Below are 12,456 nucleotides of genomic sequence, written 5' to 3' on the forward strand. Positions count from 1 at the left end.
ACAGTCGGGACCCGGACAGATTACGGCACTGCGGGGGCTGATGCCAACGGGCCCGAGTCCAGCCGGTAGCGGATCAACCGCGAGCTGTTGGCGACGACGGCCACCGACGACGCGTTGTGCAGCAGCGCCGCCAGCACCGGGGACAGCGCCCCGCCGGCGCCGATCAACAGTCCGGCGGCGTTGACCGCGATCGACATGCCGTAGTTCTGCCTGATCACCTCGACGGCCCGTGCGCCCAGGTCCCGCACGTCGAGCAGCCGGCGCAGGTCGTCGTTGGCCAGGGCGACGTCGGCGGTCTCGACGGCGACGTCGGTACCGGCCAGGCCCATCGCGATTCCCATGTCGGCCGCAGCCAGGGCCGGTGCATCGTTGACGCCGTCGCCGATCATGCTCACCACGTAGCCCTCGTCCTGAAGCTCGCGGACCACCTGCAGCTTGTCCTCGGGCAGCACCTCGGCCCGCCATTCGGCGATGCCGAGTTCGTCCGCCACCGCGGCCGCGGTCTCCGGATGATCGCCGGTGAGCATGATGATGCGACGAATGCCTTTGGCGCGCAGCGCTTCGAGCACCTCGCGGGCTTCCGGGCGCACCTCGTCCCGCAGACTGATCAACCCGACCAGCACGCCGTCGACCGCGAGCAGCAGCGGGGTCTCGGCCTGGGCGCGCAGTTTGGTGACCCAGGCCGCCGCCTTCTTGGAGATGCGGACCTTCTCCGCGCGCAGCAGGTTGGGACTGCCCAGCAGCAACGTGCGACCGTCGGCCCAGGTGCGGATGCCCAGGCCCACCAGAACTTCGCACTCCTCATGCGGCGGGATGCTGATGCGGCGTTCCTCGGTGGAGCGGATCACCGCTTCGGCCAGCGGGTGCCGGGAGTGCAGTTCCGAGCTGGCGGCGTAGGCGAGTACCTGTTCGGGTTGCCAATCAGGGTGAATCGCAACGATATTGGTCACCACCGGCCGGCCCACCGTCAGGGTTCCGGTTTTGTCGAACACGATCGCGTCCACGCGGCCGGCCTGCTCGAGGTGAGAACCGCCCTTGATCAGGATGCCGCGCCGTGCGCCGTTGCCGATCGCCGCGCTGATCGCCGTCGGCGTGGACAGACCCACCGCGCAGGGGCAGGCGATCAGCAGCATGGTCATGGCCCGGCGGACATCGCCGGTGAACACCAGGGTGAGCGCTGAGAGGATGAACGACGCCGGTACGAAGCGCCGGGAGAAGTTCTCGCCCACGGTCTGGATCGGCGCCCGGTCGTGCTGCGCCTCCTCGACCCGGCTGATGATGCGGCCGATCACGGTCTGGCTTCCCACCGCGGTGGCGCGGACCACCAGGCGGCCGCGCACCACCACCGAACCGGCATGCACGGTTGCGCCGGTGATCACGCTGACCGGCAGGGTCTCCCCGGTGATCGCGGACTGGTCGACGATGGCGTCGCCGTCGACGACCTCGCCGTCGACCGGGATCGCCACGTGGTCGTGGATGATGATTTCGTCACCGATCTGCAGCGAGTCGATCGGCACCTGAACCTCGGTGTATTCCGCGTTTTCCGGGGGCCCTTGGCCCACCCGGACCCAGGCGGTGTCCTGGTTGCCGCGCAGCAGATCGGAGATGGCGCGCCGGGTGCGGCGCAGCGTCAGATCCTGCAGGTACTCACCGATGTTGAGCAGCCACAGCACGGTGAGCGCGACCACGTTCTCCCGAAGAACCAGGCTGGCCACGGTCGCGGCGGTCACCAGCGCGTCGGTGCCGGCCCGGCCGGAGCGGATCGAGCGCAGCGCCCCCCGCAGGAAGGGATAACCCATGAAGACGGTGGCGCCGGTCGCCACGAGCTGGCCGCTGGGGCCCAGCAGGGGCGGCCGCGCGAAGACGTAGCGGCGCATCCCCAGCAGTGCCAGTGCGGCGCCGCCGATCACCATGCGCAGCACGTCGGTGTTACGGATGTCGGCCGAGCGAGGAGTGCGGGTGGGGATCAGCTCCGCGGAGACGGTGGCCGCCGACGCGATCGCGGCGAGTATCTCCGCGGGGTCGCTGCGCTGGGGGGAGTACCAGACCACCACGGCGCCGGTGCGCGGGTAGCCATGCGCGGTCCGCACCCCGTGGACCCTGCCGGCGGCCTCCTCGGCGGCCACCGCGCGGCGCGAATCGCCGCGCACCCACGGGGCCTGCACCCGCATGCGGCCCGCCGCGTCGGAAACGACGATCAACTCCGCGTCGCCGGGCGTGATCTGTGCAGCGCCGCTGCCTGTCATCGCTGCGCTCCCCATCGTCGGCGCCGGACGGTCAGTGGTCGTGGTCGTGCGCGACGGCTGCCGCCGGCGGGGTGGCCTCCTCGCCGATGCGTTCGCGGGCCTCGGCGACCACATCGGCCACCTTCAGCCGCGCCGACTCCGCGACCTCCTCGGCCCGCCGCGTTCCACGCAGGCCCCATTCGGTGGCGGTGACCGCGGCCTGGTGCAGCGGGGCCTTGTTCAGTGCCCGGCGTGCCACCTCGTACGCGCTCACGCCGACCAGCCCGGTGAACACCGTCGACGCCGCTTTTGCCAGCAATCCCTGCACCGCCATGAGCCTCTCCTCGTGTCTGGGTTTCTGCGGGCCAGAGTATCAGCATATAAGCATTTATGCATGAGTCGCCCGGGTGGTGGGGAGGGCCGCGGCCGCTCAGCTCAGAATCCGGGTGACCTTCTCGCTGGCCCGCCGGCGCTCCTGCAGATCCGGATCGGGCCGGGCGACCTGCACCAGCGACGCGCCCACGGCGAACACCGACAGCAAGTTGTCGATCAGGGCGGCCGGGGTGTCCCAGTCGTGGGCCGACCACACCCGGTCCGCCGCGGTCAGGCCCCGCGCGGCTGCACTGGTGGCGCAGGCCGCCAGCACGTCGTCGGCGGACATGCCGGCCAGGGCCGGGCCGGGGAGGGTTTCGGCGGCGATCTGGTCGCCGTGCACGCGTACGGCGGTCGCATAGTCGGTGACACCGACCGGCACATCGGGTGCGGGCCGCCCGAACGGGTCCAGCGACAGCACCGCGACCTCGCCGCCGGCAGCGGCTACCGCGCCGTCGGCCTGCGCAAGCCGGTCGGCGGTGCACAGCGCGACATCGGCGTCGTCGCACGAGGCGTCGAGCAGCACCTCCGCCCCGATCCACCAGGTGCCGAACAGCACCGCAGCCGTCTGCCAGTGGGCCGGCAGCAACACCGCGATCCGGCTGCCCGCTCCGGCGCCGAGTTCGTCGCGCAGCAGATTGCCGGTCTTGGCGGCCCAGTTCGCCAGCGTCGCCGCGGACAGCTCGATGCGCTCGGGGGTGGCGGTGCTGTGGTAGGCGTCGTCGTAGTAGGTGATCCGCGGGCCCACCGGGTCGGCGCGCATGATCGGATCAAGGATCGCCGAACTGAGGTTGGTCACGTCAGGCGACGTTAGTTCACGCACTGCGGGTCGTTGGCTCCCGCGGTCAGAATGGGTGCGGCGGCGGGAATCTGGGGTTCCTGCTCGTCGGCGGTGCGGGCGATGGCGGCCATCTCGGTCCGGTCGCCGGTGCCCAGGCCCGAGCCGGGCCCGGTGTAGTCGTTGGCCAGCACAACGCGCACCGTTCCGGTCGGGACGGCATCGTTGGACACCACCGGCAGCCCGCCCAGATCCCGGGCCACCGCCTGCGCGCCGGGGTCGTCGACCGAGGCGGCCTGCACCTGGCTGGTGCTCACATGCGCGGACTCGTTGTTGCCCACGGTTCCCGTCCCGTAGCCCCGGGCGCCGAGCACCCCGGAGACCGCGGCGGCCAGGCCGTTGATGTCGGTGTCGTTGAGCACGCTGGCGGTGGTCTCTTCCGGGTTGTAGGCCAGCAGCTCGGTCTTGTCCTCGTCCTGCTCGTGCAGCAGTGAGTCCACCCAGTCGGCCACCTGGCCGGGATCCACGCGCACCACGCTCTGCATGCCGTCGTCGCTCCAGCCGGCCTCCTCGAGTACCGGGATGGTGGCGAACGCCACCTTGCCCGCGGCCAGATCCTGCAGCTTGGTGATGAAGTCCAGTACGTCCCAGCCTTCGGAGAGCACCACCGAACGCTGTACCGCCGCCTGGAGCCGCGACAGCGTGCCAGGACTGGACAGTGTCTTGCCGGAGATGACCTTGTGCGCCAGCGCGGCCATCACCGCCTGCTGACGTCGGACCCGGTCCAGGTCGCCGTGCGGCAGTCCATGGCGCTGCCGCACGAAGCTCAGCGCCTCGCCGCCCCCGAGCCGCTGCCAGCCGGCCGGGAAGTCCGCGCCGGAGAGCTCCTCATACGCCGGTTCCTTGAGGCAGACGTCGACGCCGCCGAGGGCGTCGGTGATCAGGGCGAAGCCGAGCAGTCCCACCTCGGCGTAGTGGTCGACGGTGACTCCGGTCAGGTCGGCCACCGTCTTGATCAGCGCCTCGCGGCCCGCCTCGGTGCCGCGCGCCTGCGCCTGGATGGGATCCATCCCGGTGGCCACGAGCGCATCGGCGGTTTCCAGCCGGGTGGCTCCGTAGACGCCGTTGATCTTGGTCTTGTCCAGTCCGGGCGCCGCGACGTAGGAGTCGCGGGGGATCGAGATGGCGGTGGCCGACTTCCCGTTGTTGGGGATCCGGACCAAGATGATGGTGTCGGTGTTGGTGGCGTCGTCATCGCCCACGCGCAGCGCCGCGAGTTCCTCGGGGGTCAGCGGGTTGCCGTGCGCGTCGGTGCGGCTGTCCATGCCGACCAGCAGGATGTCTACGGCGCCGTCGGAGCCGCCCTTGCCCAGCGCCATCGAGGAGACGTGGAAGATGCCGTCCTCGAAGGACCGGACGCGGCTCCAGGCCACACCGGTGCCCAGGACGACGGTGACGGCTGCCACCGTGGCGATCACCCGAATCACACGTTGCGCAGGCATCACTTCAGATTACTTGTGTCACGGGTGTAACTGCGGTAGCCGAGTCCGGCGTGCCAGACCCGGCGGGACGGCTGGGACCGCCGAATAAGCCCGGCGGTTCAGCGAGGCTCGACGGAGGAGAGGCGAAGCTGGGACCGCCGAATAAGCCCGCATAAGCTCGGCGGCTATGACGAGCCAGCGGATCGTGATCACCGGCGCCGGCGGCCAGGTCGGTGCGTTCCTGGCGGCCCGTGCCGCCCAGACGGGGCATGAGGTGCTGGCGCTGACCTCGGCGCAGTGCGAGATCACCGATCCCGCCGCCGTGGCGCGCATCGGCCTGCGAACGGGCGACGTTCTGGTCAACTGTGCGGCATATACGCAGGTCGACGCCGCAGAGGCCGACCCGGAGCGCGCGCACGCCGTCAACGCCGCCGGGCCGGGTCACCTGGCCGACGCCTGCGCGCGCGCCGGTGCGCTGCTCATCCACATCTCCACCGACTACGTCTTCGACGGCGACTTCGGCGGCGCCGCGCCGCGCCCGTACGAGCCGGGCGACCCGACCCGGCCGCTGTCGGTCTACGGCCGCACCAAACTGGCCGGTGAGAACGCGGTACTGGCCGCATCTGCTGATGCGCTGGTGGTGCGCACCGCCTGGGTCTACACCGGCGCCGCGGGCGGTTCGGACTTCGTCGCGGTGATGCGGGAACGGGCGTCGGCCGGTGCGCGCGTGGAGGTGGTCGACGACCAGATCGGGTCCCCGACCTACGTCGGGGACCTCGTCGAGGCGCTGCTGTCCCTAGCCGCCTCTCCGCCGAGCGCGCGGGTGCTGCATGCCGCCAACGCCGGGGCTGCGAGTCGCTACGAACAGGCCCGTGCGGTGTACGCCGCGGTCGGCGCCGATCCGGACCTGGTGCGTCCGGTCGGCAGCGCGGCTCACCCCCGCCCGGCGGCCCGGCCCGCCTACTCCGCGCTGTCGGGGGCTGAGTCGGCGCGGGCCGGCCTGCCGCCCCTGCGCCGGTGGCGCGATGCATTGTCTGCCGCCTTGGCCAGATAACCTCTACGCCGTGAGTGAGGCGCTACCGGTGGTGACGGTGACGTATTCGCCGGGCTGGCATCTTGACCGCTTCCTGGCGTCGTTGTCGTTGGCGACCGAGCGTCCGGTACGGGTTGTGATGGCCGACAACGGATCCACCGACGGTTCTCCCGAGGAAGCCGCGCAGCGGTACCCGAACGCGGAGTTGCTGCATACCGGGGCCAACCTGGGTTATGGGGGAGCGGTCAATGCCGCCGTGGCACTGCTGGACGCCGAGGGCGGCGAGCGCAGCGAATTCCTCATCGTGGCCAACCCGGACGTGCAGTGGGGGCCGGGCAGCATCGAGGCGCTGCTGGAGGCGGCCGCTCGGTGGCCCCAGGCGGCGACGCTGGGCCCGCTGATCCGCGAGCCGGACGGCTCGGTGTACCCCTCGGCGCGGCACCTGCCCAGCCTGATCCGTGGCGGCATGCACGCCGTGGTGGGTCCGGTGTGGCCCGGTAACCCCTGGACCCGCGCCTACCGGCAGGAGCTCCTGGAACCCAGCGAGCGGCCGGTCGGCTGGCTGTCCGGGGCCTGTCTGCTGGTGCGCCGCGCCGCGTTCGAGGCGGTCGGCGGCTTCGACGAACGCTATTTCCTCTACATGGAGGACGTCGACCTGGGCGATCGGCTGGCCAAGGCCGGCTGGCTCAATGTCTACGTCCCATCCGCCGAGGTGCTGCACCAGAAGGGTCACGCCACCGGCAGGGACCCCGCGCGCAATCTGGCCGCGCACCACCGCAGCACCTACACCTACCTGGCCGACCGGCACACTGGCTGGTGGCGGGCCCCGCTGCGCTGGAGCATGCGGGGCGCACTGGCGGTGCGCTCACACCTGGCGGTGCGCAGTGCCCGCCGCACCATGACGAAGGGACTTCCGTGACACTGAGCCAAGTCGACGCGGTCGTCCTGGTCGGGGGTAAGGGCACCCGGCTTCGGCCGCTCACCCTCTCGGCACCCAAACCGATGCTGCCCACCGCGGGCGTGCCGTTCCTGACTCACCTGCTGTCGCGAATCGCCGCCGCCGGGATCGAGCATGTGATCCTGAGCACGTCCTACAAGCCGGAGGTGTTCTCCGAGGAGTTCGGCGACGGCGCCGCCCTGGGGCTGCAGATCGACTACGTGACCGAGGAGGAGCCGCTGGGCACCGGCGGCGGAATCGCCAACGTTGCGTCCAAGCTTCGCCATGACACCGCGATGGTGTTCAACGGTGACGTGCTGTCGGGGGCGGAGCTGACCGATCTGCACGACTACCACCGCGAGCAGGAGGCCGACGCGACCCTGCATCTGGTGCGGGTCGGCGATCCGCGCGCCTTCGGCTGCGTACCCACCAGCGACGGGCGGGTCACGGCATTCCTGGAGAAGACCGAAGATCCGCCGACCGACCAGATCAACGCCGGTTGCTACGTGCTGTCGCGGGAGGTCATCGACCGTATCCCGCAGGGGCGCCCGGTCTCGGTGGAGCGCGAGGTGTTCCCCGCGCTGCTGTCCGACGGCGTGAAGGTCTGCGGCTACGTCGACACCAGCTACTGGCGCGATATGGGCACACCCGAGGACTTTGTGCGCGGGTCGGCCGATTTGGTGCGCGGCATCGCGTCCTCACCGGCGCTGGGCGGCCGGCGCGGCGAGGCGCTGGTGCACGACGGCGCATCGGTAGCCCCGGGAGCGGTGTTGATCGGTGGGACCGCGGTGGGCCGGGGCGCCGAGATCGGCCCGGGTGCGCGGCTCGACGGCGCGGTGATCTTCGACGGTGTGAAGGTCGAGGCGGGCAGCGTGATCGAACGCTCGATCATCGGGTTCGGCGCCCGGATCGGGCCCAGGGCGCTGATCCGCGACGGGGTGATCGGTGACGGCGCCGACATCGGGGCGCGTTGCGAGCTGCTGCGCGGGGCGCGGGTGTGGCCCGGGGTGTCGATCCCGGACTGCGGAATCCGTTACTCCAGCGACGTCTGAGCCGGTTTTCCCGCTGACTCTGCGCTCACCGGGCACCCTTCTCGGACTTTTCCGCGGTAGCCGCAGTGTCAACGGGGGATAGTCATAGCCATGTTCACCAGGGTCCTCATCACCTGCCTCGCAGCAGTCGCCATGGCGACACCGGTCGCCGCCGCAGATCCGCTCGACCCGATTCCGGGCAACGGGGTCTTTCAGGTCGGCACCGATATCGAACCCGGCCTCTACCGCACCGGCGGCTCGGGGTCGGCCTTCGGCGTGTGGATCAACAACGTGCCGACGCCGGAGTCGATGTGTTCGTGGTTCACCTACAGCACTCCCGATGCCGCCAAGGACCAGGTCGTCGCCGCGAACACGTCGGTCGGGCCGATGTATGCCAGCATTCCGGCCACCGTCAAGGCCTTCGAGTCGCAGAACTGCCAGCCCTGGACGCGGGTGACCGACTCTCCGTGAGCCGCCGGCTCAGGCGCGATGGGTCGCGACGGCCCGCCGCACCAGGTATGCCAAGGCGTCGTCGGCATCCGGTGGCAGCGCCGCCACCGGCCACCAGCGCAGTGCCAGTGACTCGTCGCTGATCCCGATCTGGGCGTCTGCCGGCGCGTGGGCCACGAACTGCAGATCCAGATGCCGGGTCGGCACGCCCAGCGAGCACGTCACGGGATGCACGTGGACGGCCGCCAACCGCGGGTCGAGCCGCAGGCCGACGATCCCGGATTCCTCGGTGGCCTCGCGCAGGGCGGCCGTGGTGATGTCGGCGTCGGAGTCCTCGCAGTGCCCACCCAGCTGCAGCCAACGGCCCACCCGGGGGTGCAGCGTCAGCAGGGTGTTCTCGCCGGTGTGGTCCACCACCAGCGCGGACGCGGTGATGTGGCCGGCAGCGCATTCGCGCCGGCACGCATCGGGGCGGGCGGCCAGAAACGCCAGCACCGCATGCCGCAGAGTGTCCTGTGCGGAATCGGGTGCGGCCCAGGAGCTCAGGGTCGCGACGGCGGACTCGTGCAGGGTCATCGACGCACCAGCAGGTCGTCGACCGCGGCCGGGGAGCGGGGCGTAAGCGGCTCGGTCGGATATCCGATGGCTATGGCCCCCAAGGGTTCCCAGGTGGACGGCAGATCCAGTTCGGTGCGGACCAGATCCGGGGTGAAGATGGTGGAACCGATCCAGCAGCTGCCGACGCCGCGTACCGCCAGCGCCACCAGCAGGCCCTGGACGGCGGCGCCCACGGCGACCGTGAACATGGTGTGCTCAGCGGCGGCGCGGTGCTCATCGGGATAGTGGTGGGCGCCGTCGGGCACCATCATCGGAATGATGACTTCGGGTGCCTGGTAAAGGATTTGGCCGCGCGCCACGCGCGCCTCGACGGCTTCGGGAGCCTTTCCATCGGCCGTCAGGTCGGCACGCCATTGCTGCGCCATGGCGTCCAGCAGGCGGGTGCGCACGCCGGGTGTCTGCAGCCAGACGAACCGCACCGGGCGGGTGTGGTGGGGTGCCGGGGCGGTCAGCGCCTCGGCGATGGCGTCGGTGATCAGTTGCGCCGGAACGGCTTCGGTAGAGAATGTGCGCACCGATCGGCGCAGCAACTGCGCCTGGGTTCGTCCCACTTCGATGGCCTCGGCGGTGCCCAGCCAGAACAGGTCCTCGGAACCGGAACGCACCAGGGCCGCCGCGGTCGAGCCGTTGTCGGGACTGGAGAACCCGCGCACGACGGCCACCGGCACATCGGTGAGCTTGCCCTTGACCAGGTCGGCCGCGGCGGCGAGTTCGTCGGCGACCGCGACTTCGGTGACCACCAGCTCGTTGCCGTGCCGGTCGACGGCACCGGCGTAGCCGTTGAGCACGGTCACACCGGACGCCCCGATTGCGACGTCGATCTGTCCGTTGCGCCAGGCCCGGCCCATGGTGTCGGTGATCAGCACCGCCACCGCAACGCCGAGCCGCTCGGCCAGTCCCGCGCGCAACGCCGCGGCGCTGGCATCGGGATCCACCGGCAGCAGCGCCAGTTCGTCGGAGCCCACATTCGAGCCGTCCACGCCGGCGGCGGCCTGCACCAGGCCGATGCGATTCTCGGTGATCCAGGTGCGGCCCTTGCGGGCCAGCACCCGCACCGCCTCGGCCTCGACCAGCTGGCGGCGCAGCGCGTCGCGTGCTTCGGCGTCGTGCGGTGCCGGGACTATCCGGCCCTCGCATTTGGACACCACCTTGCTGGTGACGACGACGATGTCGCCGTCGGCCAGCCACGGGGCGGCGGCGGCCAGGGCGGCAGCCAGATCGTCGCCCGGCCGGAATTCGCCCAGACCGGTGACCGGCAGAATCTCGACCTTGGCGGCGCTGCCGTGCTCGCTCATCGCACGCCCGCCAGGTCCATTCCGGTGCGCACCATCTCGGCGGTCGCCGCCGGGTCGGTCATCAACAGGGGGGCGGCGCGAACGGTCATACCGGGGATGTCGGCGTCGTCGGACTCGCCCTCGTGCACCAGCCAGTAGTCCAGGATCCCGGTCGAGCTGCGTGCGCCGTAGTGTTCGCCGACCGCCCGCGAGGTGGACTCCAGGCCGATCACGCTCAAGCAGGTATCGGCCATACCGCGTAAGGGTTTTCCGCCGATGATCGGGGAGTAGCCGACGATCGGTGCCGCGGTGGAGCGCAGCGCCGAGCGGACGCCCGGCACGGCCAGGATGGCGCCGATGCTCACCACCGGGTTGGACGGGGCCACCAGCACGATGTCGGCGCCGTTGATGGCCTCGACGGCTTCCGGTGTGGCGGCGGCCTTCTCTGCGCCCACGAAGCCGAATCCGTGGGTGGGAACCTGGGCGCGGTAGCGCACCCACCACTCCTGGAAGTGGATCGCCCGCTGGGCGCCGTCGGCGGGATCGGTGATCACGACGTGGGTTTCGCAGCTGTCGTTGGTGACTGGCAGCAGACGTGCGCCCGGTTGCCAGCGCTCACACAGCGCCGACGTCACCTCCGTGAGCGGGTAACCGGCCCGCAGGGCCTGGGTGCGGACGAGGTGGGTGGCCAGGTCCCGGTCGCCGAGACTGAACCAGTCCGGCTGCATTCCGTAGCGGGCCAACTCCTCCATGGCGTGCCAGGTTTCGTCCCGGTGCCCCCAGCCGCGTTCGGGGTCCACGCCGCCGCCGAGGGTGTACATGCAGGTATCCAGGTCGGGGCAGATGCGCACCCCGTGCATCCAGGCGTCGTCGCCGACGTTGACGACCGCGGTCAATTCGTGCGCAGCGGTCCCGTTGCCGGCTGCGGACTCGGCGAATTGGCCCAAACCCAGCAGTTTCTGGACGCCGAGCAGGAAACGGGCGCCGCCGACCCCCCCGACCAGAACGGTGACCTTCACAGCGCACGACAGTACCGTTGGCGGGCAGGCGCCCGCCGCGGCGGACCGTCATCGCACGGCTTCGGCGGACCCGCGGTAAGACACGCCGACGGCCCGGTGTGGGGTAGATGACAAGGACTCGCCGGTCTCGGACACGTGGGAAATCGATCACGAGATGGTAAGGAATTTGGCCGAGCGGCTTGACCCCGCTGATCAACCCGTGTCTAATCACACTAGTGTCATTTTCCCGGTTGGCCAGCCGATTTCGGTGTCGCAGACCGAGATTCGATCACATGTTCGAATGGCATGGTGAATATCTCGATATTCGGCCGACATAAGCAGGATCGCGCTACAGGTGAGGAGGCGGAGCATGTCCTATGAGCACCTTTGGGGCGTGATGGGGGTGGCGTCGCACGCCGGTGCCGAGATGGCTTTGCCGACCGGGCTCGACGCGATGCCCAGCCGGCCCCATCTGAGTCTGGTTCCCGAGCCCGAGGACTACGACGAGTTCGACCCGTTCGACCCCGAAACGGCCACCAACGAGCAGTGGCAGGACCGTGCCCTGTGCTCGCAGACCGACCCCGAGGCGTTCTTCCCGGAGAAGGGCGGCTCGACGCGGGAGGCCAAGAAGATCTGCCAGCGGTGCGCGGTTCGCAGTGAGTGCCTGGAGTACGCCCTGGCGCACGATGAGCGGTTCGGCATCTGGGGCGGCCTGTCCGAGCGGGAGCGCCGGCGCCTCAAGCGCGGCATCATCTGAGCCCCCAGCGGCGCAAGCGCGGGTCAGTCGTCGATCGTCGGGTCGATGACCGAGGGTTCGACATCCAAGTAGGTGGCGACAAGGGCCACCAGAATCTCGTGCAGTAAATCTCCGAGTTCGGTGCTGTCGTTTGCCCGTTGCTCGATTGGCCTGCGGAACAACAGGACTCGCGCGCGGGTCGGGTTTCCGCGAACATCCACCCCGGCGGGGATCAATCGGGCCAGGGGCACCGGTCCGTCGGCGACGACTTCGGGCGGCCACTGCACGCTGTCGGGATCTCTGGGCGCTATCCGCGGGATCTCGTCGACAGCGACATCCAGTGCGCTCAACCGTTGCTTCCAGCGCTGCTCGATCGGCTCGTAGGCCTCCAGCACCGCCATGTCGAACCGTTCCGCCCGGGTGCGCCAGCCCGGCACGGTCGGCGGCAGCAGCGGCCCGCGGGGCTCGCGGCCGCGGCGTCGGCGGCGCGTGGCGATCACGCAGACGATGGTAACGGTTGTGC

General features: G+C 70.4%; 13 protein-coding genes. 5 read left to right on the top strand and 8 right to left on the bottom strand.

Annotation, left to right across the window (positions count from 1 at the left end):
- Positions 1-20 precede the first annotated feature (20 nt).
- From ctpC to AWC02_RS06730, 4 genes are all read right to left on the bottom strand, one after another.
- Positions 21-2,246, bottom strand: coding sequence for a manganese-exporting P-type ATPase CtpC (gene ctpC / locus AWC02_RS06715; protein ID WP_085127999.1), 2,226 nt, complete (start codon positions 2,244-2,246; stop codon positions 21-23).
- A 31-nt stretch (positions 2,247-2,277) separates the two neighbouring features.
- Positions 2,278-2,559 carry a DUF1490 family protein gene (locus AWC02_RS06720; RefSeq protein ID WP_046316225.1) on the bottom strand — a complete coding sequence of 94 codons (282 nt, stop codon included), beginning with the start codon at positions 2,557-2,559 and terminating at the stop codon, positions 2,278-2,280.
- A gap of 96 nt (positions 2,560-2,655) precedes the next feature.
- The gene (locus tag AWC02_RS06725) at positions 2,656-3,420 is read right to left on the bottom strand and encodes a TIGR03089 family protein (protein WP_207568008.1); all 765 of its coding nucleotides are present in this window, start codon (positions 3,418-3,420) and stop codon (positions 2,656-2,658) included.
- Positions 3,408-4,877, bottom strand: a complete 1,470-nt coding sequence (locus tag AWC02_RS06730) for an LCP family protein (protein ID WP_207568009.1) — start codon at positions 4,875-4,877, stop codon at positions 3,408-3,410. Before AWC02_RS06730 ends, AWC02_RS06725 begins: the two co-directional genes overlap by 13 nt.
- Positions 4,878-5,043: 166 nt before the next feature.
- On the opposite strand from AWC02_RS06730, the gene rfbD reads away from it, so the two are divergent.
- The 4 genes from rfbD (at position 5,044) to AWC02_RS06750 (ending at position 8,328) form a co-directional block, all read left to right on the top strand.
- Complete coding sequence (gene rfbD, locus AWC02_RS06735) at positions 5,044-5,910, top strand: dTDP-4-dehydrorhamnose reductase (protein ID WP_085128001.1); 867 nt, start codon at positions 5,044-5,046, stop codon at positions 5,908-5,910.
- Positions 5,911-5,920: 10 nt separating this feature from the next.
- Complete coding sequence (locus AWC02_RS06740; RefSeq protein WP_085128002.1) at positions 5,921-6,808, top strand: glycosyltransferase family 2 protein; 888 nt, start codon at positions 5,921-5,923, stop codon at positions 6,806-6,808.
- A complete protein-coding gene (gene manB, locus AWC02_RS06745; RefSeq protein ID WP_085128003.1) occupies positions 6,805-7,878 on the top strand; it encodes a mannose-1-phosphate guanylyltransferase in 1,074 nt (357 codons plus the stop codon). The genes AWC02_RS06740 and manB overlap by 4 nt, the downstream gene beginning before the upstream one ends.
- A 90-nt stretch (positions 7,879-7,968) precedes the next feature.
- Positions 7,969-8,328 (top strand): hypothetical protein, encoded by a 360-nt coding sequence (locus AWC02_RS06750; RefSeq protein WP_085128004.1) that lies wholly within the window; start codon positions 7,969-7,971, stop codon positions 8,326-8,328.
- Between the two features lie 9 nt (positions 8,329-8,337).
- Here AWC02_RS06750 and AWC02_RS06755 read toward each other — a convergent pair whose 3' ends face one another.
- Genes AWC02_RS06755 through cofD form a run of 3 tightly spaced genes read right to left on the bottom strand, consistent with a single transcriptional unit; the run spans position 8,338 to position 11,218 of the window.
- Positions 8,338-8,883, bottom strand: coding sequence for an NUDIX hydrolase (locus AWC02_RS06755; protein WP_085128005.1), 546 nt, complete (start codon positions 8,881-8,883; stop codon positions 8,338-8,340).
- Positions 8,880-10,220 carry a coenzyme F420-0:L-glutamate ligase gene (locus tag AWC02_RS06760; protein WP_085128006.1) on the bottom strand — a complete coding sequence of 447 codons (1,341 nt, stop codon included), beginning with the start codon at positions 10,218-10,220 and terminating at the stop codon, positions 8,880-8,882. Before AWC02_RS06760 ends, AWC02_RS06755 begins: the two co-directional genes overlap by 4 nt.
- Positions 10,217-11,218, bottom strand: coding sequence for a 2-phospho-L-lactate transferase (gene cofD, locus AWC02_RS06765; RefSeq protein WP_085128007.1), 1,002 nt, complete (start codon positions 11,216-11,218; stop codon positions 10,217-10,219). The genes AWC02_RS06760 and cofD overlap by 4 nt, the downstream gene beginning before the upstream one ends.
- Before the next feature lie 349 nt (positions 11,219-11,567).
- On the opposite strand from cofD, the gene AWC02_RS06770 reads away from it, so the two are divergent.
- A complete protein-coding gene (locus tag AWC02_RS06770; RefSeq protein ID WP_085128085.1) occupies positions 11,568-11,954 on the top strand; it encodes a WhiB family transcriptional regulator in 387 nt (128 codons plus the stop codon).
- Positions 11,955-11,977: 23 nt separating this feature from the next.
- Here the strand turns inward: AWC02_RS06770 and AWC02_RS06775 are convergent, their stop codons facing one another.
- The gene (locus AWC02_RS06775; RefSeq protein ID WP_085128008.1) at positions 11,978-12,433 is read right to left on the bottom strand and encodes a metallopeptidase family protein; all 456 of its coding nucleotides are present in this window, start codon (positions 12,431-12,433) and stop codon (positions 11,978-11,980) included.
- Positions 12,434-12,456: the final 23 nt, after the last annotated feature.

Source organism: Mycolicibacter engbaekii (genome assembly GCF_002101585.1).
GTDB lineage: Bacteria > Actinomycetota > Actinomycetes > Mycobacteriales > Mycobacteriaceae > Mycobacterium > Mycobacterium engbaekii.

Excerpts from the sequence above, each read along its gene's own strand:
- ctpC (WP_085127999.1), bottom strand. The coding sequence starts at position 2,246 with ATGACAGGCAGCGGCGCTGCACAGATCACGCCCGGCGACGCGGAGTTG.
- AWC02_RS06720 (WP_046316225.1), bottom strand. The coding sequence starts at position 2,559 with ATGGCGGTGCAGGGATTGCTGGCAAAAGCGGCGTCGACGGTGTTCACC.
- AWC02_RS06730 (WP_207568009.1), bottom strand. The coding sequence starts at position 4,877 with ATGCCTGCGCAACGTGTGATTCGGGTGATCGCCACGGTGGCAGCCGTC.
- rfbD (WP_085128001.1), top strand. The coding sequence starts at position 5,044 with ATGACGAGCCAGCGGATCGTGATCACCGGCGCCGGCGGCCAGGTCGGT.
- AWC02_RS06750 (WP_085128004.1), top strand. The coding sequence starts at position 7,969 with ATGTTCACCAGGGTCCTCATCACCTGCCTCGCAGCAGTCGCCATGGCG.
- AWC02_RS06755 (WP_085128005.1), bottom strand. The coding sequence starts at position 8,883 with ATGACCCTGCACGAGTCCGCCGTCGCGACCCTGAGCTCCTGGGCCGCA.
- AWC02_RS06760 (WP_085128006.1), bottom strand. The coding sequence starts at position 10,220 with ATGAGCGAGCACGGCAGCGCCGCCAAGGTCGAGATTCTGCCGGTCACC.
- AWC02_RS06770 (WP_085128085.1), top strand. The coding sequence starts at position 11,568 with ATGTCCTATGAGCACCTTTGGGGCGTGATGGGGGTGGCGTCGCACGCC.